At 66.6% G+C, this 22972-nt stretch carries 19 protein-coding genes; all 19 read right to left on the reverse strand.

What is annotated here, in order from left to right; translation table 11 throughout:
• Positions 1 to 351: 351 nt before the first annotated feature.
• The gene (locus ABZ078_RS31570; RefSeq protein ID WP_356580907.1) at positions 352 to 750 is read right to left on the reverse strand and encodes a PIN domain-containing protein; all 399 of its coding nucleotides are present in this window, start codon (positions 748 to 750) and stop codon (positions 352 to 354) included.
• Positions 738 to 989 carry a type II toxin-antitoxin system Phd/YefM family antitoxin gene (locus ABZ078_RS31575; protein ID WP_356580908.1) on the reverse strand — a complete coding sequence of 84 codons (252 nt, stop codon included), beginning with the start codon at positions 987 to 989 and terminating at the stop codon, positions 738 to 740. Before ABZ078_RS31575 ends, ABZ078_RS31570 begins: the two co-directional genes overlap by 13 nt.
• 241 nt (positions 990 to 1230) lie before the next feature.
• Positions 1231 to 4101: a DUF499 domain-containing protein gene (locus ABZ078_RS31580; RefSeq protein ID WP_356580910.1), complete on the reverse strand. Its 2871-nt coding sequence runs from the start codon at positions 4099 to 4101 to the stop codon at positions 1231 to 1233.
• An 89-nt stretch (positions 4102 to 4190) separates the two neighbouring features.
• Positions 4191 to 7070: a hypothetical protein gene (locus ABZ078_RS31585; protein WP_356580912.1), complete on the reverse strand. Its 2880-nt coding sequence runs from the start codon at positions 7068 to 7070 to the stop codon at positions 4191 to 4193.
• A complete protein-coding gene (locus ABZ078_RS31590) occupies positions 7067 to 10228 on the reverse strand; it encodes a helicase-related protein (RefSeq protein ID WP_356580914.1) in 3162 nt (1053 codons plus the stop codon). The genes ABZ078_RS31585 and ABZ078_RS31590 overlap by 4 nt, the downstream gene beginning before the upstream one ends.
• Positions 10229 to 11629: 1401 nt before the next feature.
• Positions 11630 to 12157, reverse strand: coding sequence for a hypothetical protein (locus tag ABZ078_RS31595; protein ID WP_356580916.1), 528 nt, complete (start codon positions 12155 to 12157; stop codon positions 11630 to 11632).
• Positions 12158 to 12210: 53 nt separating this feature from the next.
• Complete coding sequence (locus ABZ078_RS31600) at positions 12211 to 13860, reverse strand: DUF4192 family protein (protein ID WP_356580918.1); 1650 nt, start codon at positions 13858 to 13860, stop codon at positions 12211 to 12213.
• Positions 13857 to 14384 carry a hypothetical protein gene (locus ABZ078_RS31605; protein WP_356580920.1) on the reverse strand — a complete coding sequence of 176 codons (528 nt, stop codon included), beginning with the start codon at positions 14382 to 14384 and terminating at the stop codon, positions 13857 to 13859. The genes ABZ078_RS31600 and ABZ078_RS31605 overlap by 4 nt, the downstream gene beginning before the upstream one ends.
• On the reverse strand, positions 14381 to 15391 hold the full coding sequence (locus ABZ078_RS31610; RefSeq protein WP_356580922.1) for an N-6 DNA methylase: 1011 nt from the start codon (positions 15389 to 15391) through the stop codon (positions 14381 to 14383). Before ABZ078_RS31610 ends, ABZ078_RS31605 begins: the two co-directional genes overlap by 4 nt.
• Before the next feature lie 91 nt (positions 15392 to 15482).
• Entirely contained in the window at positions 15483 to 15785 is a 303-nt protein-coding gene (locus ABZ078_RS31615; protein WP_356580924.1) for a hypothetical protein, read from the reverse strand.
• Between the two features lie 61 nt (positions 15786 to 15846).
• Positions 15847 to 16482, reverse strand: a complete 636-nt coding sequence (locus ABZ078_RS31620) for a hypothetical protein (protein ID WP_356580925.1) — start codon at positions 16480 to 16482, stop codon at positions 15847 to 15849.
• Between the two features lie 297 nt (positions 16483 to 16779).
• A complete protein-coding gene (locus ABZ078_RS31625) occupies positions 16780 to 17409 on the reverse strand; it encodes a hypothetical protein (protein WP_356580927.1) in 630 nt (209 codons plus the stop codon).
• Positions 17406 to 18236: a phosphoadenosine phosphosulfate reductase family protein gene (locus ABZ078_RS31630; protein WP_356580929.1), complete on the reverse strand. Its 831-nt coding sequence runs from the start codon at positions 18234 to 18236 to the stop codon at positions 17406 to 17408. Before ABZ078_RS31630 ends, ABZ078_RS31625 begins: the two co-directional genes overlap by 4 nt.
• The gene (locus ABZ078_RS31635) at positions 18233 to 18733 is read right to left on the reverse strand and encodes a hypothetical protein (protein ID WP_356580931.1); all 501 of its coding nucleotides are present in this window, start codon (positions 18731 to 18733) and stop codon (positions 18233 to 18235) included. The genes ABZ078_RS31630 and ABZ078_RS31635 overlap by 4 nt, the downstream gene beginning before the upstream one ends.
• Positions 18734 to 18796: 63 nt before the next feature.
• Positions 18797 to 19141 carry an HU family DNA-binding protein gene (locus ABZ078_RS31640; protein WP_356580933.1) on the reverse strand — a complete coding sequence of 115 codons (345 nt, stop codon included), beginning with the start codon at positions 19139 to 19141 and terminating at the stop codon, positions 18797 to 18799.
• Positions 19142 to 19298: 157 nt separating this feature from the next.
• Positions 19299 to 20111, reverse strand: coding sequence for a hypothetical protein (locus ABZ078_RS31645; RefSeq protein ID WP_356580935.1), 813 nt, complete (start codon positions 20109 to 20111; stop codon positions 19299 to 19301).
• Positions 20112 to 20144: 33 nt separating this feature from the next.
• Positions 20145 to 20555 (reverse strand): hypothetical protein, encoded by a 411-nt coding sequence (locus ABZ078_RS31650; RefSeq protein WP_356580937.1) that lies wholly within the window; start codon positions 20553 to 20555, stop codon positions 20145 to 20147.
• Positions 20556 to 20574: 19 nt separating this feature from the next.
• Complete coding sequence (locus ABZ078_RS31655) at positions 20575 to 21300, reverse strand: hypothetical protein (RefSeq protein ID WP_356580939.1); 726 nt, start codon at positions 21298 to 21300, stop codon at positions 20575 to 20577.
• Between the two features lie 34 nt (positions 21301 to 21334).
• Complete coding sequence (locus tag ABZ078_RS31660) at positions 21335 to 22825, reverse strand: DNA cytosine methyltransferase (RefSeq protein ID WP_356580941.1); 1491 nt, start codon at positions 22823 to 22825, stop codon at positions 21335 to 21337.
• Positions 22826 to 22972: the final 147 nt, after the last annotated feature.

A 22972-nucleotide genomic window follows, 5' to 3' on the forward strand; every position in this document is an offset into this window, starting at 1 on the left:
GTTCGCTGCACCACCCCACCGCACTCACGTGGACACTTCGAGACCTGTTGTACGCGGCTATGAAGACAGCGACTCTCCCGACAGTGATCCCATGCCTTGGAGCCCGCAGGCGAGGCGCGTCGCCCTTTCGGCACCGTGACAGTACGTGAACACCATCGTCAGTCGCCTCGACGGCTCCAGGTCGCCGACATGCCCGACCATTCTCCGGCGGGCACGGACTCTGCGAGACGACGGGACAGAGACGTGCCCGCGACAGCCTCGTTGTCAGTCAGGCACCAGAGCCCGAGGGTGGGACCGACGCGACTTCACTCCAGGCCAGCCGCCGGTCGACGGCCTCGCCCAGGGTCCCCGTCACAACTGACGCACCCGGACGCCGGGAAGGTCGTCAAAGCGCGCCCGCTTGTCATGGGTGACCACCGTGCGCGCGGTGGTCAGGGCAGTTGCCGCGACGATCAGGTCGTGAGCCCCTCTGGGCTGGCCGGCCTTGCGTACATAAGCCAGCAGTCGCGCGTGGGCACGGGCCACATCCACGGTGTACTCCTCGACCGGGATGGTGGCGAGGACGGTGTCGACGAAGGACTGGCGGGCGAGCCGGTTGGTGTCGTCCGCCAGTTCCACACCCTGAAGCAGCTCTGCCGCCGTGATGGCGGCGATCGCGGGATCGTCATCGTCCGCCAGCACGTCGTCGAGGGAGACTCTCCGGCGCTCGATCGCGATCAGCACACCGGTGTCCAGGATCAGTCGCTCCACGGATCGTCCAGTGTCAGCAGGTCACGACTGGCCGTCACGTCGTCCTCGAAGGCGCCGTCGAGGGTACCGACGTGGCGCAGGAGGGCATCCTTCACCGCCCGTCCCGTGGCTCCGGGTGCCGGACCAAGCACGGCCAAGCGTTTGCCTCCACGGGTAATCACGATGGTTTCGCCGCGTTCCGCGCGATCCAGCACGGAGGCGAAGTTCCGTGATGCTTCAGTAGCGGTCATCGTCTTCATGACCTGATTTTCTCAGAGAATCTGATGCCTCACAAGACCTGTCCATCTCGCAAGCAACCGACCGCGGACCCGGCTGACTGCGGTCGCGGTCGTGCATGCTGCCGCCTGTCACCCCAAGAACGGCATTACCTGCGGTGCTGCATCCGCCGGGACTCCGGTTGGAAGCCATGGTTCAGAACTCCCCTCGTGAGGACCACCCGACGTTTCGAAGGCCCTCATCCGCACACCATGACGGCCGCAGCTACAGATCGTCCTGCTCTGTTCGCGAACTTGAACCAGGTACCTGCGAAGCTTTACCCAGCATGCCCCGCGTCTCCCCCGTGGCGGCCGAGATCGTGATCTGCAAACCAACCATCTGCAGATCGTTCTGGCTCGACTTCGCAGGGTCGACGAGCGATGCCACTTCACGCAATAAATGCCAGACCTGCTCCCGCTTCAGAGGGTCAGTAACCGACGAGAGAGGGATGCTGATGACTGTGGTTTCAAACGACGGCTCGGTCGCCCCGCCAGCCGGAACCTGCACAGTAAGCGCGGAGCTTCCAGGAGCCGGCGAACCGCACTCACTGATTCGCTCGGGCGTTTCCGCGGTAGCAGTACGACTATGAGCAGCGTCTTCCTCCCCGTTCCGTTGCTCGGGCGGCGCCAGGGGCAGCCGCGGCCGGAGCTGCTGCTGCAGGGTTGCGGATTGGATCTGCGCCGCGCTCGCGGGCCGAATCTCTACGCCGTCGCTGTCCGTGAGCATCCATTCTTCGGACGTGGCCAGCTTGAACAGTGCCAGACGCATTTCCTCGTCGGTTTGAATCAGAGGCCAGGTCGGATCACTGTATGGATGCGCGAACAGTTCCTTCGGAGTCAGGTCCCGCCCATACTGACCTGACGTGATGAGCTGCGCCACATAATCGGCGGAGAGCTGGTTCGCCTGGACAGCCCGACCGTCTCCCACAAGGGCAGCCCATACATGACGACCAGAGAGCGATGTCTGCGGCTCCGGCAGTGTCTTGTACTGCACTGCAAGCCCATTGTCAGTCCGCAACACAAACGCGTAATGCTGGAACGCCCAAGCGACAGCCTCATCAAGCTTCCTACCCGCTTGGTCACGGCGCTCGCGTGCTGCGCCTAGCTCTTCGCTGTCCTCAGCCAATTGAGCGACAACCTGATTCCAGGCCATGTAGTCGCGGGCGAAAGCCTTAGCTCGGTCCCGTCGCTGGGTGGTGGCCACAGCCATCACCATCGAGGCTGCGAAAGTGCTGGGCAGGCCTGGGGAAATTCCATAGGCTACGTCGATGTCAGCACGAGTTGCCTGGTCTCTGCCATTGAGTAGCGTCCAACGACGCGGGTCGAGTACAACGAGCCTGGTCTGCTGAGAATCCAGTCCAGCAAACGCGGCGGCCGCAGAAGCTCCGTGCTCGGGACGAGCCAGCTTATGAAGAGCGGTGAAGCTGTGCTTCTCCGCCAGCGCTTGCGCACGCACCCACACCGTGTCGACTGACTCTTCGCCGCTGACCATCGCCAGAGCGTTCGCGTGGTACATGTTCAGCGTCTGCTTGATGGACAGATAGAAACGCTCAGGCCCCCTCCCCGGCCGGCTCCGCTCAAGGGCGCCAAGCCCTCCCTCAGCTGGGCTCGCTACCAGGGCGTTGAACACCTCTTCGGCGGCGGAGTAATCCACGCCAGGCCCGGCAACTGCGGCCAGCAGTTCAGCCTTGGTGGCGCCCCGAACTGCGCGAGGACGAGGTACCAGGCTGTAAGCGAGGCAGGCGGTGCCCATCCGCAACGCCGGGACCGGCTGGCCCGCATCAACCCCACTGGCCCTCAGGGCAGCATCGAGAACGAACGCCGTACCACCGCCGGCACCAGTGTTGACGATGTCAGTGGTCGCCACAGCTCGGAAACCTTGAATCGCACGATCGTTCCCCGCAAGGACACCACTTGAAAGAAGTGCCTCTAGGGCGCTGGTGTGGAGCGGTATGTCGCCCACACCGATGAGGGCAGGTGCCCAGCGCCCTGCTTTGTGCTCGTCACTCCAGAAGAGGGCAGTACGAGCAAAGATCGAGACAGTTGAACGCACCCGCTGGAAAGCTTGGACGACGGTCCACTCCTTGCTAACCAGGGCAAACAGATCCGGGTGGAACGGATAAGTCTCTGCAACGCGCTCCGGCAGTCCGGCCAGCGTGCGCCTACTTCCCAGTGGCGTGTATACCTGATCTTTCCACGCCCCTTGATGGCCGGTGGCCGTGAACGCAGACGCTATGGAGACGGCGACATCATCAGTATTGGCCTGAGTAAACAAGCGGCGACGAATGATCTGCGCGAAATCGGACGGCTCGGTTACTGTTACTGTTTCTCCGTTTCGCTGCAAACGCGGACTGAGGTAGTCACGAAAAGCCACGGCTGCCGGATGGTAGCCACTCTGGTCTTCCTCGCTCTTAATCATGACGATCACAAGAGCAACGCCAGCCTGGTCATCCACGGCATCGGTCAGCGCATTCAGAAATGCCTGCTCACCAGGCATCCCACCAATGGCGCTCTCGTCGGTGAGCGCCATCGCATAGTCCATGAGTTCATCGACGAGAACCAGGACCGGACGATCAACCTCAGCAAACGCCGCCTGCAAGGTCGCCTTATTCGCACCCAGACTGCTGTAATGCTGATAGCGATCCATCCTGTTCGGGATATCCGCGAACAAGAGCCAGAGAAAGCGGCCGAAAAGATCAGTAGCGGGACCGAAACGAGGATCCGTCTTGCCAGGCGACATTCCATCACAGGTCAAAATGACCGGAAGTACTCGCGACAGGTCGACAGCATGCTGACCTGCGCCAGCTTCGGCACTCACCGCCTGCCCCAGTTCGGAAGTGAAGAACGCGTTCGGGCAACTGATCATGTGCCAGATCCCCACCAGGGCATGGCTCTTACCCCCGCCCATCCCCTGGTCGAGATGGAAGCATGCCTGGGCATCGAGATGGCTCACACCGAGCCGACGGGCTACACGACCGAGGAACCCCACGAGTTTTGGCGTCGGCTGAGTGATATCCGTGTAGTAACCGCAGTCTGCATACGGAACAGGCACGGTCTGGTAAACGGCCTTGGCCAGGCTCATCTGGAGCTCGCCCACTGATCCTTCTGTCTGGCGAACCTCATCCCTCAGCGTCAGAACGTCAGCCCAGTGAGCGACGGGAGGTGTGTTAGCGGTCACGTCATCTCCTAAAAGAGGCTGGTCTGGTTGCGAGAGTGCGGCACAACGGCGGCTGCGGTGGGTGTGACAGCGGCAGACGCCTGCACAGTGCCGCGATTGCGTTTGATAGCGGCAAGGGCAACCGCAACTGGGTCCGAACCGGGGAGTTTCGCGGCGACCCAGTCCACAACCGCCCACAGATGGGCGTCGGTAGACGACAGTTCTGCGTCAGCAATAACTGCTGCGACTGCCTCAGTGCCTGACGACCACTGGGCTGCCATCGCGCGGATCACCTCGTAGACACTCGACGAGGGTGCGACCTTCTCAGGGGCGTCGTGGCGCAGCCTGTATCCCGCCTTGGTCTCCAGGAGGATCGGACCGCGCAAATCCTCAAGGCGGAGATCATCTGACTGGGCGAAGAACCGAGCCTCCCCCTTCGGTACGTCCGCGCGGCCGTAGAGCTCATGCCAGAAGACAGCGAGGCGTGTGTGCGGATCGAACGTCTCCAAGGGCAGCTCATCAAGTCGCAGAGCGACTGCATCTCGCACTGCACGACGCGCCAGCGTCATGTAATGCTCAAGCGGAACCCGCTCGCCACTTGGAGTGATGACACGCTCATAGCGACCCACGATTGCGAGCGCAGCACCGTACGACGCCATGAGCTGGTCTTCCAGCGCAAGGCCGTCGGTGTCCCATCCACGACAGCGGGCCTTGACGTCAGCGACGACGTCAGCGTCCACCTGAGCGGCGATGCCGATTGGTCGGCGGCTGGGTGCGACACGCGCCCCGATCGACACAGTGACGGAGATCGTGGCCACACCTGTGACCGCAGTTTCAGTCCTCGAAGGCCACGAAGACGTTACGACGAACCCTGCATCTGTCAGCGCGGTGAGCAGCCTCTTCCATGCCTCCGGATCCGAGTGACCGAAGATCACCGTCAGATGCCCATCGGACTTGAGGACGCGCCGCGCCTCAGTGAACGACCTGGCCAGCATGGCCTCATAGCGCTCTTCGCTCGACCTGTGGTCGCCGGCCCCCTTAGCTCCCCGTCCCTTCACGATGATCTCTTCGGCCTTGTCTTGCAGGCCATCAGGACCGTCGGAACTTCCGGCGAACAGGTCCGGCATGGCAGTTCCCAAGGCGCGCTTGAACCATACGTAGAAAAGATCCGACGAGTCGGCGTATGCAATCATGTCGTAATAAGGAGGATCGCAAACGAGGGCATCCACAGTTCCGTCTCGATATGGCAGCGCCACAGCAGAGGCCCGCCGAAACCTTCCTGGGCGCCCGGACGCATCCGTCTCATCGAGGATCTTCTTGAGCGCGTTAATCAGGCTGGTTGACACTGAGGACCACGTACCAGGACCCTCCCCAGGCCCAGCTTCGATGTAGTCAAATTGATGCTTGATGACGGATTGAGAAGAGAAAATGTGATCGATCTGAACGCGATTCTGCTCGGACCCATTAACCCTCCCATGAGCCCTAGAGTTTGCACCTCTGGTGCTATGTTTCACTTGACGCATGATGTTACTTGCTGCGTAACCGGCAAGAGCAGCGGCGTACTCGACCGAAACGCTCTCGGCGAGTTCGGCATGAAGTTCGGATATGACACGTGCGGTCGTGGCAAATAGCACGGCTTGACGACTGTTCATGAGAGAGCCATAAGTCAAGTAGCCATAGCCACTACCTCGTACGTTGTCCCTGTTCCCCACGGGGATACGCTCATCGGGAATTGCACTCAAATTGGAAATTTTATCAAGGTCAGCAGAATAGGCCAGCCGCGCGGCCTCCAGCTCGTCAGTTCTTGGCGTGCGAAAGATTTTCTGCTTGCTTTCGACGTCCACTTCACCGACTGCTAGCATCACATCTCTATATTGGCCAGCGAATCCCTTCGCCTTGACGACATCAAGTGTGTGGGTTTGCCCACAAGTCGAAAATGGACAGCGCGCCGACTTCCCACGCTTCCCTTCAGGTGAGCTGAAAGGGGGATTTTGCACGGCTTTCCCCGAATGGATTTCGACTCTCCATTCATCGCCATCGGTGAGAAGTCGAATAGCTTGCCCCTCATCCCCTGTTCGCACATAGGGATGACGCAGCGTCATGGTTCCGAGAAGTGGAAATCGCCGACGGCAACCATCACAAGGAATGGTGACCGCCCACAGGTAAGCCCACGGCAACCCTCCGCCCGAGTTGGGATTCCGCGGGTAGTACCGCGCGACGCGGGCTTCAACCCTCTTCCCCACTTCAGCCAGCACCGCACGTACGTCGACCAGCAATCGAGGCTCGTCATCAGGCATAACGAGGCCGTCGATCGCGAGCGTTGCGGCGCCAAGCTCATGAGTGTCCCCACCCTCCTGAAGAGCGAAGGGTCGCTGGGGCGACGGGTCACCGAAGGGAAGTGGAGACTCATTCGACCAATCCGCAAGCGGAAAATCAGCTAGGAGCCGGCCCGCAAGGGTGGCCACGGGAGAGAGATCTGTCCCCACGGCCGTCGCACCCAATCGAGCAGCCTCGAGCGGGATAATTCCACGCCCCGAAAACATATCCAGCACCACGGGAGCCTTGCCTGGGTACTGGGCCTTGATCCGTTCTCGCAATCGCGACATCGCACCAGCGTCGCCGACCTGTACAGCGAGCCTGATGTCGGTGCGGTTTTCGGGTGTGTCCGGCAACAACGCGCAGGCGACTGCGGCGCGGGCTTGTGCAATTGGCCGCGAAGCGAACCAGGTGAATAGAGCCTTCTCACTGCGGCCGGACCCGGCCGGCGTTGTCACGGCTGCATCCACCTCGGCGCATGGGAACCACGTGTCGATCATGCGTGCCGTCGAATCTGGCTGCGGACCTGCAGACCCCTTCATGGCGGCACGAACGGTGCCCGTCGCCGCATTCACGACAGATCCGGCAGTCACTGCTGGTCTCCAATCAGTCTGTTGAGCTCAGAGAGCGGAATCTGGAAGCGTTCGACGCGCCGATGCGCGCTCAGGGCAGCGGCGGGATCCTGCTGCCGCAGGGCGACGTATGGACTAGTCGCACAGTTGATGACGACGTAAAGCCAGTACGCATCCGTACGCTGCTGGGCCTGCGCCCACTCGTTCTGTTCGAGCCAGATAGCCCGTAGGGGACCGCTCTGTCCCTTTACTTCGATGAGCCTTTGCTCTCGGGTCACCCGATGGCGGGCGTAAAGGTCGTAGCCCAATCCGGAGCTCTGCCTGTCATCGACGTCATAACCCAGACGTTCGAGCTCAGCGACGACAGTGGTGATGGCCACTTGTTCTGCGTCGGGGTCGTAGCCCAACGTCTCGACCCGTGCGCCTCCAGTCACGCTCACCCAGCCGACCAGTCGTACGGAGCTAGCGGTAACACCGGCGATCTCTTCGAGGACAGCCTCCCTCGACGACTTCGCGACGGCGAACTGCTCCAGCAGGGACCGGCGCTCATCGAGCGGGCGGTCTGCGATCGATTCCTCGAATCGGTATTGGGTGGCATCCAGCTGCGAACGCGCGGCAGCGATCCAGGCCCGACGCTCGTTGATGAGGGCTGCAACCTGGCTGCGCAGGGTTTCCCGGGCTGCTTCATGCGCATCGTGTCGGACCGCAGGCGGTAGGAAATCAGGACCTCCCGCTGCCGGGTCTCCGGGAGCTGGTGCGCGGAGCTTCATCAGCGAGTCCCACGCCACGGGTATCGCCTGCCCGAAAGAACACCGGATGAGCAACGGAGCCTTGCGGATAATCCTGGCACGGCCGTCGTGTACCTGGATGTCCGCATCGAACAGCGTCAACACATACGAAGTCAGCGAACCACTGTCGACCAGCGTCGACCCGCGGACCAGGTCCGCTTCGCCGAGGGCGAGCGCGTGTGCCACGAGCTCCTGGAAAGGCCCCTCCGTAGGACCGAGCACGATCACGTCGTCGAGGCCAGCGGCACCGTCGTTGATCGCCTGCCGCACGGAGTCACCCGCCGCCGCCACATAGGCGTGCCACATGCCGCCCAATGCCGCGGGTAATGGCGCAGTGGTAGCGGCCACTTCTCGAATGCCCTTGGCCGGACCCGGCCCCACTCGCCAACCCTCGGTGCGGGCCACCTGCTCGACCATTGCTTCGACGATGATTGGATTGATGGCCTCAAGCCGGTCTGCCGCAAAACGCTCCAAGGCTTCAGAGACGTTGGCCGGTGTGGCCAGACTCCGCTCCTCGGCGACGAGGGCCTGCGCCGACGCGATCAGCGCCTGTGTGTCAGGGACAACGACCTCTCGACCAGCCTGAGCATCCACCATGGCCTTACCCCAGTCGAAACCGGCGCGATCGGCCGTGGCATCCAGGAGGTCATAGACCTTGCCTTCGAGAGACTTTCCCGCGTTCTCAAGGTTGGTCAGCATCACCTGTTGGACGCGCCCCTCCCTCGTGTGCGGAGCGACCAGGTGATAGACGTAAACATGATTCTCTTGTCCGATTCGGTGGAGTCGGCCCATGCGCTGCTCAAGGCGGACCATCGACCAAGGCAGATCCCAGTCAACCATCACGTGAGCGGACTGGAGATCGATCCCCTCACCGCCGGCATCCGTGGAAACCAGAACCTGAAACTCACCCGCCAGGAAGTCCTCCTGTAACGCATCACGAGTTGCGTGGTCGACTGATCCCTCAAGAATTCTCGAGCTGAATCCCGCTTCCTCGAAACGCGCCTGGAGCCACCGCGCAGTGTCAGAGAACTCGCTGAAGACCAGGAGCTGGCCTTCACCTTGGCGAAGTCCATGACGCTCCATTAACTGCGTCAGATGCGACCACTTCGCCGGCGCTTGGGCAGCCTCGGCACTGTTCAACGTTTCGAGAAGCGTTGCAACTTCTGAGAGCTCGCGAGGCTTGTCCTTGGTTCGGGCAGCAACGAGAGCCGTCTCTGCTCGTGTCCACGCTTCGTCGTCGTCCGCCGCCGTACCAAGACCGCGCGCTGTGATCAGCCCCTCCGGAGGGACCGGCGGGGTGCGCTCATGGGCAGCACCCATGAGAGCGGCCTGGCGACGACGCAGCGTCGCCGCAACCGCAGACAGCGACGATGCGGCCCGCTTGCCGTAGATCGAGCGTGCCAACGTGGCTGAGTCCGCGTAGAAGGCCTCCACATAGTCCATCACCGCGTCGTACACGGCTGACTCGTGTGGGTTCAGATCCACCGAAATCGTTTCGGAGAATCTCTGCTTGAACAGCTTCGATCCGTCATGTCCGACGAGGTCTTCCTTCATACGACGCAGGAACGACAACTTCGAGGGAACGAGCGCCGACTCGTAATCGGTCTTGCGGGGATCCCACGGATACAGGGTGGGATCGAGCAAGTTCATCAAGCCGCGGAAGTAGTGCTCTTTACCGCGATGTGGCGTGGCCGTCATGAGCAGCAAGTGATGTGAGCAGTCCGCTACTTGGCGTGCCGCAGCAAGAAACTGGCTCGTCGGAGTGAGACGGTGGGCCTCATCAAAGATTGCGAGCGACCAAGAGCTGTGTGAGCCAGCGATCTTCCGGCGAACCTCACCATTGTGGGTGAAGAGGTCTAGCGAGACGAGCCACGTGTCGTAGCGAGGATCCAAATCAGCCGGGTCTGCGGCTATCGCCGCCGTGATGCGCTTGGCCGTCAACCCGAAGAGTCGCTGAAGGTCTCGCTCCCATTTCGTGACGAGGTGCGCAGGAACGACGATCAGCGCTCGGCCCTGGATAAGGCCGACCCGGCGCCCCTCGGTTAAGTACATTCCAGCCATGATCGTCTTACCCGTGCCGGGCTCGTCTCCGAGTAGAAACCGGAGGCGCGGCTGGGTGAGCATGTGCCCGTGCACAGCTTCGTCCTGGTGAGCGAACGGCTTCAAGGGACGAGTCGCCAGCACCGCGGAGCGGATGCGCGGGACGGCGTGCTGCATCCAGCGGCCCCATAAGCCGGTCAACGCCCTGTCCGGGTCGCCGCCCCGATCGTTGACGGGGATCAGCCCAGCTTCAAGTTGGGCAGTGGTCAGCAGGATGCGCTGAGGGGCTCCAGCAGCATCGACCACGAACAGCTCAATAGTGCCGTCACCGGCGTGGTCGGCATCGCGCACGGTAACCAGTGCGCCGTCTACGCGCACCTGGCGGCCCTTCTCAGGTAATGCGACTACCACGGTCCCCCCAAAGCCCCGTCCGAGTGTCAGGCCACCACGTTCAGCGACCTGTCCCACACGACGAGTGCCCTGACCGGGAGAGCTTAACGGTGAGGACCCTCCCGTGTACCCGTCCCGGTCAGGCTTGATCTCAAGAATGCGACGGTTCGCCCGCATACTGCATAGATAGGGATCACCTTGATGCGCCAGGGCAAGCAGCTCTGCAGTGGCATTCCCGCAGAAGACGGCGTACGGATAATCAAGTCCGCGCCAGCGCGGGCGTTCTCAGTGGTGTGTTGCTCCAAGGCCAGGAACGGCGCATACCCCGTGGGACCCTGACCCGTGCTCGGCGTGTCGCGTACACGCCATGATCCCTGCGCCCGCGAGGGTGGTCCCTACCTCAGCAGGCGGCGGTCCTGACGCCGACGCCCGGCACCGCGGTCAGGACTTTCCAGGTGGGCCTCCATCAGGCGGCGCCAGGAGCGCTGCAGTCAGGGACCGGGGTGGCTGGGGGCGTTCAGCGCTTAGGTAGGCGAGGCTACAGCGTCCGGGTTGGCGAATCTGGGCAGGCGACCCGAGCTGCTCCAACAGGACCAGGACGGTCGGGTGCTACATGCCCGGACGGAGGAACCCATTCCATGTGCGGGTGGACCTGCTGACCGAGCAGCAATCGAGAGATAGTCGATCTCCACAGCACGAGAAAGCCTCCGCCGCGGGGCCGAACGTTGCCCCTGCTCGAAACGTTCCTGCAAGGGCAACCCCCGAAGGACGGGTGGGACGCCGCCCTGGCTCTCCCACGGTACGCAGGGAAGAAAGCGCAGGTCACAGCTGCGCAAGCATCATCCTGGACGTGCACAAAGCCGAGTTCGCTGCACGACCGCGCACCTGTCGCTGCACGCCACACCCTCGAAAACCGCGTTTCCGCAGGTCAGAACGTTTCTGCATAGGTGACCGCTGGTGGGGCGGGTGGGACTCGAACCCACGGCCGACGGATTATGAGTCCTTTGATGATCGTCCGTGATCTTCCTGATCCTGCCCTGCACTTCCTGTTTACGCAGGTCAGAGCGGTGATGCCGTACGCCTGAGCCCCTTATCCTTCCTGATCCTTCCGTGCCTTTCCGGTCCCTCGCGGGCCCCTGGGGCCCGTACGGGTCCCTGGAAGGTCCCTTTGCCCGGCCCCTGAACGCGCGGTGAGATAGTGCGGCACTGTCCGGTTGGCGAAGGTGCTGGTCGCCGCTGCGAGCGGCGGCCCGACCGATCTTGAGCGCAGCGGAGTGCCTTACCGGCGCAGCGGGTTCTCACCTCCTGTGCCCGGAGGTGGAGCATCGCGGCTTTTCGCAGGTCAGCCGCCAGATCTACACGCTACCTCTTTGGTCGCCCGTCCGGAGCCTCCCTACCTGGGTCAGCTCTGACCTCTCCTATCTGCCGTGCAGCGGCGACTTCTTCGGCCAGGCGCCGCTTGGCGCGTTGGAGTCGCGCCCTGTGTTTCTTCAAGGCCCGGCGCGTGTTGGCAAGCGTTGCGGCCTGGCGTGCCTCGAGCTCCGTAAGGCGATCTATCTGCCGCTGGGCATGCGCGATCTCTTCGGCTCGAAGCGTTGCTGCGGGACGGCGCGGAGCGGGCGGCCGATTGGGGCCACGCTTCTTGTTCAGTTGGCTGCGGGCGAAGTCGAGGAACTCAGCGCGCGGGACATATTTCGTGCGACGGTCGCCGATGCCCGTGAGCAGCGCAATCTTGGGGAAGTTGGAGTGGCGCTTCGCCCAATTAGTGACGGCGGAGCGGGTGACCCCGACGAGGGCTGCTCCAGCGGCGAGGTTGATCAGTTCGTGCTCGCGTCCCTTGTATTCGGGACGGAGCCACGTGACGGACTCGGAGTCGTCCGGCGTGGTCATGGTTGGGTCTCCAGGCGGGTGGCCCCGGCGGCTTGCCGAGGCCACCGTGTTGGTCAGAGGGTGTCGAGGTCGGGGCGGCCTGCGGCGAACTCCGCCGCCGCGGCGCGGTACGTCGCCAGTAGCCGGGCCGGGTCGCACTCCTTGCGGATGCCGTCGAGCAGCAGCTTGGCCATGGTGTAGCCGGGGTAGATGTCAACGGCTTCGGCGAAGGCGTGGCTGGCGGTGACGGTGTCGCCCTGTCGCCAGGCGACCCATCCGAGGAGGGTGAGGAGGGGCGGTGCCTTTCCGGTGTGCGGCGGCACGCAGCGCCGGGCGAGGTAGCCCCACAGTTGCCGCTCGTAGGGAAGGTCGCTCTCCTCGCCGGTGGACAGTGCGGCGTCCCTGGTGTGCGGGTCTTGCAGGCCGAGGATGATGCGGGCGGCGATCTCGTCCATGAGCTGGGGACGGCCGTTGCGGAAGTCGGCCAAGGCTCCGTTGATGATGTCGATGGTGCTGTGGCGTGCCAGGAGACGCTCGTCTTCGGTCAGGACCTGGTCGTAGTGGTGGCTGGTGGCTGCGTCGAGGGCTTCGCGGTATCGCACCGCGGTGGTGTCGGTGGTGGGGCGGTACTCGCTGGCGACCTCGACGGCGTGCTGGAGGTGTGCCGCGCGGTGGGCATGGCCCTCGCGGGCCGAGGCGAGCCATTCTCGGGGGTCTTCGCCGTCGATGGCGCCGAGGTGTATGCCGGTGGCCAGCTCGTAGTCGGGGTCAGTGGTGATGGCGTCGCGCAGGGCGAGCCGGGCGGCGATGAGGTCGCCTTGCCGCCAGGCGACGAAGGCGAACAGCGTCAGGATGGGCACGGCCTCCTGCGTGAACGGTTCGGCGCAGTGCCGGGCGAGGTAGGCCCACAGGCGTCGGGCGTGGGGAAGCCTGTCGTCCTCCGCGTGGGCCATGCCGGCCTCCACGGCGGCGTCGTCCTGCAGGCCGACGATGAGCTGTGTGGTCAGGGCGCGGCTCAGGGCGGTCGCTCCGTCACCGAACTGGCGCATGGCGGCGCCGATCTGGTTCGACGTCAGCGCGAGCATGGCGTCGCGTCCGGCTTTGGTCGCGCACTGCGTGTTGAAGTGGTCGGCGGCGGTGTGGAGGTCCCTGAGGAATGCGGGGCCGGCCGTGGCCGCCCGGAACTCCGTGATGATGTCGCGGGTGCGGGGGCCGGGGGTGCGGCCAAGGCGGGTCATCTGCGCGACGACGCTGGTGGGGTCGTCGGGCGAAGGGAGCGGATCGCCCTCGCAGCACCCGTCGATGTCGCACTCGTAGGACCACCACCGGTTCGCGACGAGCCCGATCGTCTGGAGGACGGTGGCGCGGTGCTCCACGAACTCGTTGGTGAGCCAGGTGCCGATGGGGGCGAGGAGCGCGGCGGTCTCCTCGGGACTCTGGCCGGGGCGAGGCTCGCGGCAAAGGTAGATGATGACGCCCTGGGCGGGGTCGTGCCCCCGGTCGTGGGCGTAGGCGACGAACTGGCGGGCAGCGTTCTCGGCGGTGGCCTGCCACTCGGCGGTGTCCTCGGGCAGGGGGCACGTCATGGTCGGCCCATCGTGGAAGTTCGGGCCGGGAGCGTGAAGCGCGATGCTGTCGTCGGGGTAGTGGCCGAGGAGGTACGGCAGGATCTCGGCGAGGTTGGGCAGGCTGGTGACTTCGACGGTGTTGTCGGGCGTGCTCACTTCTGGGTTCCTTCCGTCTGCTGGGTGGTGTCGGGCTGCCCGATGCGGGCGGGCGGTGCCGGGGCGGGAATGCCGCGCGGCTTGTTCGTGAGAGCGGGGAGCAGCCGGTCGCGGACGAGCGCGGCGAGGTCGGCGGCCAGGGCCTTGCTGGTGCGGGTGGTCAGGACGGCGTGCCAGGTGCGGCCGGGCTGGAGTCGGGCGTCGTTGGCGGCTTGTGCTTCGGCCTGCTCGATGTCGGTGCCGTCGGGTATCGGCGGCAGGTCGGGGCCTGCTGTGATCCAGGTCTGGATGGCGAGGCCGCGGGGCTGGACGCGGAGGCCGATGCGGTGGCCGTCGGGGTGGTGGTAGGCGGCGGTGCGGTCGGGGGTGTCGGTGTCCTCCTTGCGCCACGGCGGGGCGAGGGTGGGGGCGATGTGGTCGAGGGGCGGCACGTCGATCTCGTCGCGCGGCCCGGCGAAGGCCGGTCGGCGGCGGCGTGGTGTCGGGGTGGTGCCGGGTCGGGCGAAGGTGTCGGGTTCGGTCACGCGGCGTTCTCTTTGCTGGGCATGAGTTCGTCGAGAAGTGCCAGCGCGCGGCGGTGGGCGATGATCGTGGAGGCGGTCTCCATGTACCGGTCGCGCTGCTCGAAGGCTTCTTTGGCTTCGGCGCGGGTCTTGGCGTAGTCGTCGTCCGGTGCGAGGGAGTCGGCGCAGCCGATGAGGCAGCGCGGGCCGAGGTCCCAGATGATCGCGTTGACGGCGGCGCACCCGGCGGACAGCGAGTCGATGTCGTTGCCGTACCAGTGGAAGTCGTGCGGATTGAGGCCGAGGTCACGCAGGCGCTGGGCGACGGAGCGGAACATCGTGCCGGAGCCGACGGCGGGTTCACGGAAGGACATGCTGGGCTGGGCGAAGTCCTTGTCCACGGTCATGTTGGCGAGCAGGTCCGTGACGCACGCCGGCGTGTGGTATTCGCCGCGCCACTTCTTGTCGCTCTTGTGGCGCAGGCCGGTGAGCAGGGGGCTGAGGACGTCGGCCTCGGAGCGTTGCCAGGGGTCGTCGTGGCCGGTGAGGTCCATCAGGCCGGTGTTGATGGCGGCGCGGGTGACGGCGTGGACGGCTCGGAGTTGCTGCTTGTCGGGGTTGGGGTTCCAGGCCCAGTCGTGGAGGCGTATCGCGCGGTTGATCAGGTCGGGGCGCTTGATCCAGTGGCCGAGGTAGATCTCCTTGAGGAGCTGCGGGAGTTGTTCGGGTTGGAGGTTGAGCACCCAGTCCGCCAGGCCGGGGACATTGCGGAGCAGGGAGAGCCCGGCGACGGTGCCGAGGGGGACGTCGATGCTGCTGCCGCCGAAGGACTGGTACCAGGCGTCGAGGACGTTCTCCGCGATCTTGCGGGCGTGCTCGTGCGGGTCGCGGGGGGCGGCGTAGCGGCGGGCGGTGATCTTGCCGATGGGGCGAGCCTTGGTCTTGGGCGGGGGCTTCTTTGCCCACGAGGGCGCGGGCCGCGCGGCGGTGGCCGGGGCCGCGGCGCGGGGCAAGAAGTCGTCGGACATGGGGGCGGAATCCTTTCTGTGGGCGCGCATGGGGCCGCCCCGGTGCGCGGTGCGCGGCCGGGGCGGCGTGTGGATGGGGTTGGGAGCGGGATCAGCTGGTCTGCTGGAGGTCCCGGAGGGTGGCGAAGATGCCGCGGATCTCGACGTCGTAGGCAGCGGCGGGGTAACCGGCCTGGCGCAGGCCGTTGATGAGGAACATCAGGGCCGCCTCGTCGGTGTCCATGTCACTGATGAGCTGGTCGAAGCTGGTGTCGCGCAGCTCGTCGGGGCGGTGCTCGTAGCCGATGCGCAGGGTCTTCTCGATCTCGTCGAGGGTGGCTGCGGCCTGCTCGTCGGTGAGGCCGAGCAGGGTGGACCAGGACGCCAGGGTGGCGTCGTCGACGGGGAGTTTCACGGGCTGTTGCCTTTCGGATGGGCCGTGCCCGGCCGCGCGGTGCGGCCGGGCACGGGTGGGGTCAGGAGGTTGGGAAGGGGTTGTCGCGGTAGTCGGGGTGGCAGGCGGCGTACAGGCCGCCGGGGAGGCGTTCGGTGATGACGCCCCATCCGGCCCAGCGCATGACGGCGAGGTAGCCGAGGTCTCCGCCCGCGAAGCCGGTGCGGGCCTTGGCGTCGGGGTCGGGTGCGATGAACACCCAGCCGGGCAGGTCTCCGGCGTCGTCGGGCAAGACCTCGAAGCCGGGACGCAGTTCGTGGACGCCGTCGGTGTGGATGGGCGGCAGTCCGGCGGCGGTGAGGATGCGTACGGCGGCCTGGACGTGCGGGTGGCCGTGGCATTCGGGCAGGGTGCCGACGCCGGTGTGAAGGGGCCGCTCGTATGGGAGGCGGCCGACGGCGGCCTTGTAGATGTCCATCAGGAGTTGGGCGTCGTCGCGACGGCCGGCGTGGCGCATGGCGATGTTCGCGACGATGGCGATGGAGTGCCGGTCCTGGGTGAACAGGCGGCGGAACTGGTCGAGGGTCATGCCGGTCGTCACCTGCACGCGGACGAAGGTGCGTGAGGCCAAGCGAACGGCGTGGGCGACGTGTTCGGGGTCGAGCCCTATTTCGTGGGCGAGTTGCCGGACTCCGGGCGAGTAGTAGGTGTCGGTCATGGGTTCTCCAAGAGGCGCTTGCGCGTATGGGTGCGCCCCCGGCGTTGGCCGGGGGCGCGGGGTGCTGCTGGGGTTTGGGGTTAGTTAGCGGCGTCCGCCGCATCCGGCGTGGCCGCAGCCGCCGCAGAAGCCGCCGCTGTTGCACTCGCAGCCGCATCCGTGGTTCTGGGTTTCCATTTCCAATTCCCCTTTCTCTTCGAGCATTTCCCGAATTCCTTACTTATATCTTAATGGCATATACCCCAGAAGCAAGGTGCACCCAAACGAATGCGCATTTAATTTCCGCAATTCAATTCCCTAATTCGCGGCTGCTGGAATGAGATCGGGCCAGCGGACGGCCTCCAGCGCGCGGCGATGCGAGTCGGGAACGGGCACGGTCGGGTAGCCGAGCCAGTCGAGTCCCATCGCGGCGAGGATCGTGGCGTCCGCCTGGTCGTAGCGGCCCGGCCCTTCACACGGGACCCCGTACCGCTCGACGGCCACCGAGCGCACCATGCCCTTCGCGATGCGGGCCCGGTCCTTGCGCGGGAAGTCCTGGGCTGGGTTGGCCCGGCCGGTCGCGTAGATCGTGCGCCCGTGCGGGGTCACGACGGCGTACGGGATGCGGTGCCTCCACAGGTACTGGGTGACCAGCCACCACAGCCCGGCCAGCTCGTGGTGCCCGGCCTGCCCGCCCTGGGCGTACGCGGCGCCCTCGACGACCACCAGGTCCGCGCCGTCCTTCACGCTCAGCGCGACGGCCGTGAGCAGCCAGTCCAGCCGCTCGTGGCTGCGGCGGCGGCCGGGCCGGTAGGCGTGCGCCCAGTCCGTACCCGCGATGCCGGTCGAGGTCAGCGACAGGTCGAGGCCGACGACCCGCGGCTGCCACTCCCCCTTCTCCTGCACGCTCGGCAACGTCACCGGGGCGCTTTGGAGTTCGGCGGTCACGCGGCACCTCCCGCGCGCCGGATCACCTCGGCCATCGGTAGCTCCCGCCGGAACGGGACGCCCAACTCCTCCTCCAGGTCGGCGTACTCGCGCGCCAGATCGGGGCGGAGCCCGGCCGCGCACGTCAGGTCCGGGACGGAGGCGAGGACGCACAGGCTGCACGAGAGGCGCGACATGCCGGCGTCGTACGCCCAGTGGTAGGGCAGCCCGCGGTCCCGGATGCGCTGCCACACCTCGGCGGTGCTCCAGCGCAGCACCGGATACCACTGGGTCACCGTGCGCCGCCCGCTGCTGGCCCGGCTGTCGACTTCGACGGCGGGCCGCCGGGCGCGGGCACGGGACTCCTCCGCGCGGAACCCCATCACGTGGACGATCCGCGCCGGGCGGCCGGTGACGCCGAGAGCGTTCACCTGCTCGGTCACGAAGCGGTGCGCCACGGCCCGCTTCATCTCCGAAGTGCAGAAGCGGCTCAGGAAGTGAGGAAACTGGCCGCGCGCCCGGATGCGGTGGACCAGTGACGGCCATCGCGTGGAGCGCCGGATCTCGAAGGGAAGCCCGTAGTGGTCGGCCTGGCGGCGCGCCAGGTCGGTGGTTCCGGGCCATTCCACGGTGTGGCCGCGCGGGGTGCGGCCGAGGTCGATGTGCAGGACCACGATGCGGTCGCGCACCCCGGCCTCGTCGGCGAGTCGCACGGCCTTGTCCATGGCTGCGAGGCTGTCCTTGCCGCCACTGTTGCTGATCACGAGGCGGTCGGCACCGGCAAGATCGGGTACCGGATCGGGGCCATGCACGGTGCGGACGCTGACCAGCTCCATCTGGCCGCTCACCGCTGCCCCTCGCCGGTCGCGGCACGGTGCGCTGTGATCAGGCGCTCCGCCTCGGCCATAGCCGGTGCCTTGTGGCGGTCGACCCACTCGCCGTCGTAGCTGCCGACCGGCCCCCACAGGTACCAGCCGGTGTCGTGGTAGCCGTCCTTCGGGTTCTTTCGGCGGTGACTCAGCTCCCACCAGCCGTCGCGCCACCGCAACAGGCGCTTCGCAGCCAGGTCGGGCACCCAGCCGGCGCGCTCGGCCAGGGCCTGCAGACGAGCCACGTCGGTGCGGAGCATTGCTGCTTCGGCGGCGGCGTCCAGGTCGCGCGGGGCCGGGTGCTCGACGCGGCCCCCCGGGTGCGCGGGCGGGGCAAGGCGAGGGCCGAGCTGTCGCAGGGCGTCGTCCCTCTGGCGCGCGACGCGCCGCAGCAGACCGGCCGCGCCGACTATGCCGCGCTCCTCCAGCCACTTCGCGGTGGCGTCGATCTCGACGCCCACGGAGCGGTCGTTCATCTCGTACTCCTTCGGCGGGGCCGTCCCGGCGCGTGCCGGGACGGCCCCCTGGTGTGCGACGGGTTACGGGCGGGCGGCCTGGGGGGCCTCGGGGCGGTCCTTCTGGATGCAGTTGCCGGACTCGGGCATCGCCCGGCGGCCCGCGACGAGGTCCTGGAACCGGGCTCCAGGGCGGAACTTCACAACCCGACGCTCGGCGACCTCGATCGGCTCACCGGTCTGCGGGTTGCGGGCGGTACGGGCAGGGCGCACCTCAGAGGTGAGGCTGCCGAAGCCGGTGACGGAGACGACTTCTCCGGCGGCAACGGCGCGGACCATCGCGTCGAGCGCGGCTTCCACCGCGTCGGCCGCCTGAGCACGGTTGCCGGTCACCTTCGCCACGGCCTGGGTGAGCTGGGCCTTGTTCACAGGTTCTTCCTTTCGATTCGGCTGGGCCGCAGGAGTCGAGGGACGGGCACGCCACGCGGCGGGCCACGGGTTCAGTCCGTAGCCGGGGTCCGCGACCTGGTCGCACACCGGACCATGGGTGCACATACCGTGTTTCATAAATGACACCTATCTTGCGTTAGGCATGCACGCGGATCAGGTACTTCCCGACCGCGAGCACCTGGGAAATGGGCAGGGCGACGGCCGCGAAGTCGGCCGAGATCAGATGCGGTTCCTCGCCGGGACCGGGCTTGGCAGGCACGATCCAGGCCGTGCCCATCGCGTCCACGTAGCGAGCCCCGACCTCGAGGAACTGTCCAGCGAAGGGGAACTGGCGGGCGCGCAGCGACGAGGCCCATCCCTCGCCGGGCTCCGGACCGTCCCAGCCGTGCGGGGTTTGGAGGCCGAGGAAGTCCGGTCCGGCGGTCACCAGGGTTCCCAAGGGCCCGAGGGAGCGGAACTCGATGGCCTCGCCGTTGACGCCGGCGCTCGACCACAGGGACAGGTCCTCGGTGTTGAACTGCACAGGCCGCCCCTGAGCCAGCGGGTGCTGGCGGGCGTCGAGCATGAGACGCATCAGCACCCGCCAGGGCATGCAGCGGCCGACGTGAGGCGCGGCGGGAACGGTGAGTTGCGCAACGCCTTCGGTGAAGCGAAGCAGTTGGTGGCCGTCGGCGGTGACGTGCTCGACGGTGACGGTGTGGGAGGACTCCAGCCAGCCGCGCAGCGCGGCGGCGTCCTCGTATTCGACGGGAGCCGTCCACACGTCACCTTCTTCTACCGAGGTGCGCGCGATGGCGAACGTCCGCGCGCTGCACCCGACGACATGCAGGTAGCTGGGGGCGCAGTCGAGGATCAGGGCGTCGGGGTCGAAGGGGTCCTCCGTCCGGAAGCGGTGCGGGGCGGCCTGGTCGAGGATGACCGCCAGGTCTTCGGCCTTGATGGTGAACACATTGGATCTCCGCAGGAGTTGTAGGGGTGGTGATCAGGAGCCGGAGGCGCGTTTGCGGGCCCGGCGGGCTTGCTGGGCGAGCCGTCCGGCTTCCAGACACAGGGAGCAGGCGCGCTCCCCGCGCCGGTTGTGGGCACGGGCACCGGCTTCGGTGCCGTGGGTGATCGGGCGTCGTCCGCGCTCGCGTAGCTCGACGGGCTCAGCGCCCTCGCAGGTCGCGAGGACCTGCCCGTTGCGCCAGAGCCGCCCTCCGCACACGCCGTCGAACAGGCTCATGCTCGGCATGACCAGGTCGATGCACTGCGACCGGAACAGGCATTCCTGGCAGGCGGCGAGGAGGGAGAGGACCAGCGGCTCCGTCGGGGCTTCGGCCGCCGTCTCCTCGGACGTGAAGCGGGCGTCCCCGGCGCAGGGGGCCTGGGCGACCCACCCGTTGCCGCTCATCTGCTCCTCCTCCCGTGCCCTACGCGGTCTGCGGCAGCGGCATCAGGCGGACCTGATCGCTGACGCTGGAGCCGTAGGGATGGCCGAAGCCGCGCGGTACCGGCATCAGGTGACGGTCAGCCAGCGGCGGGAGGAGGAAGACCTGCGCGACGAGGCGCGTGAGGGCCTCGTCACATGCGCGGCTAAGGCGTGGACGGGCCACAGGGACGGGGGCGTCGCCATCAGCCTGTTCCTCGATGACCCCGACGACACGGCCCCCGCCCGCGCGGCCGTCCACGATGATCGCCGTCGCCGCCGGGTGGTACCCATGTATCAGCTCGGCCGCGCGGGCCGCGCGGTCGACCGGGGGCAGCTCCAGAAGCCAGCTGCCGTCCATGCCCGTGTTGCGGTGCACGAGCGCCCACACGGGTGAGGTCGGCGGCAGGAGCGCGTACTCGACGTCCAGGGTGATGTCCGAGTCGATCTCGTTGAGCGGATGGCCGGTCTCGGTGCCGTCCCACAGCCAGGGGCACGCTCCCAGCGGGCTCGGCTGCTCGCCGAGCACGCCGTGGACGGTGACGGCGCGGTCGTCGCCGCTGCGGTCGAAGGCCACGTAAACGGCCTCGTGGCAGCGGGCACGGATCTTGGCCGCGAGGTGATCGATGATGGCCAGGCAGTGGGCTTGCTCGGCTCGGCGGAGCGCGAGCGACAGCTCCTCCCGCTGCTGAGCCAGGATGGCCGCCTGGTCGTGTGCTGCCGGTGTCATGGCAGGGGTGTCCCTTCTTCTTGGGGGGATGGGGTCAGGCGAGGACGGGCTTGAGACGTTCGCCGATCCACCGGGCGACGTTGACGCTCACCGCGTTGCCGGCCTGCTGGGTCTGGGCGGCCTTGGAGCCGACAACCTCGTAGGTGTCGGGGAACCGCTGGCCGCGCAGCTGCTCGCGGGGCTGGAGCATGCGGAAGTGGCAGTCCTCGATGGCGGGCGCGCTGCGCACGACGGCCGCAGAGTCGCGGGTCGACAGCGTGTGCAGGGGCTCGGCCGCGGTCTTCGGCACGGCCTTGCGGTACGGGATCACCAACGTGTTGCGTGCCCGGGTGCGGACGTCGCCGTCGGGCACGACCAGGCCGTGGTGACGGGCCGTGGCGATGGTGCTCAGCGGGGCGTCGATCGGCGCGGCGTCGCAGTTGTTGCGGAACTCCACGATGAACGGGTCCACCGTGACGAGGGCTTCGCTCTCCCGGGTGGTGCGGGTGCGCATCGGCTCCCCGACGGGCGAGGCTGTGTCGTTCCACGAGCCGCCGACCGGCACCAGCAGGGCTTCACCGAGCTTGGCCGTGCGTGTGGGCAGCGGCCGGGTGTGCGGGGCGAAGGCCCGGTCGGTGCCGTCCTTGCCGTGCGTGAGCGTGACGACGGACGGCTCGTAGGGGAACTTCGCCAGTCCGGCCGCGATGCGGCGCATGGTGTTGGGCACCAGCGGGCGGGATCGGTCCCCGATGCGCTGGCCGATGTCGTCCCACATGATCGCGTCGGAGGCGGGCCGGACGTACGGCTCCACCAGCGCGTGGCGGCAGCGGCTGTTCGGGCAGCGATAGTCGTACTGCTGCTGGTACTTGCCGACCTTCACCCGCGGGTCGCGCCAGCTCTGGCGTGCCTTGACGTCCCGCCCGCACTCGAAGCAGTACGCCAGCGGGCGCGGCGCGAGGTCAGGGCGGCGGATACCGGTGAGGGTGAAGACCAGGTACACGCGGTCGCGCCACTGCGGGGCGTACGGATTCGTCTCCGACCCGATGTGCGCGGAGGACACGGAGACGATCTGGACCCGGTAGCCGAGCTTCTTCATGGCGCGGATCCACTCGGGGAACAGCAGCCAGTCGGTGATGAACTCGACGACGTTCTCCACGACGACGCACGGGAACCGCTTCGCCTCGGCGGCGCGCAGCACGCACCAGGCGGTCACCCGGGTCATCTCGAACGCCTCGGGCGGCAGTTCGCGCCACAGCTCCTCTTCCTCGAACAGCGCGTCCTGCGCCGGGTCGGGCCGCTTCTTCCCGCCGGCGGGGCTGACCTCGGTGCAGATGACGCTGGCCCACAGCACGAGGGCCTTCCGGGGCCAGCGCATGGGGTAGTTCTGGATGTCGGCGCAGCGCGCCGCCGCATTCGGGTGGTTGAGCCCGAACGTGTCGACGGCGGTCTGCCAGTGGTTGATGCCGAGGATGGGGTCGAATCCGGCTTCCAACAGGCCGGTGGCATCTCCGCCCGCTCCGCAGAGCAGGTGGATGGATCGGGGCACGGTCTTAGGTCTCCAAGAGGCAGGGGCCGCCCGGCCCGGATGGCGGGCCGGGCGGCCGTGGTCAGGACTCGTCGGAGGCGCGTAACGCGCGGTGGTGGCGGCTGTCCTCGATGCCGAGGGCGGTGAACCCCAGCAGGCCGAAGGCGC

The organism is Streptomyces sp. NPDC006385 (genome assembly GCF_040612485.1).
In the GTDB taxonomy this organism is placed as follows: Bacteria; Actinomycetota; Actinomycetes; order Streptomycetales; family Streptomycetaceae; genus Streptomyces.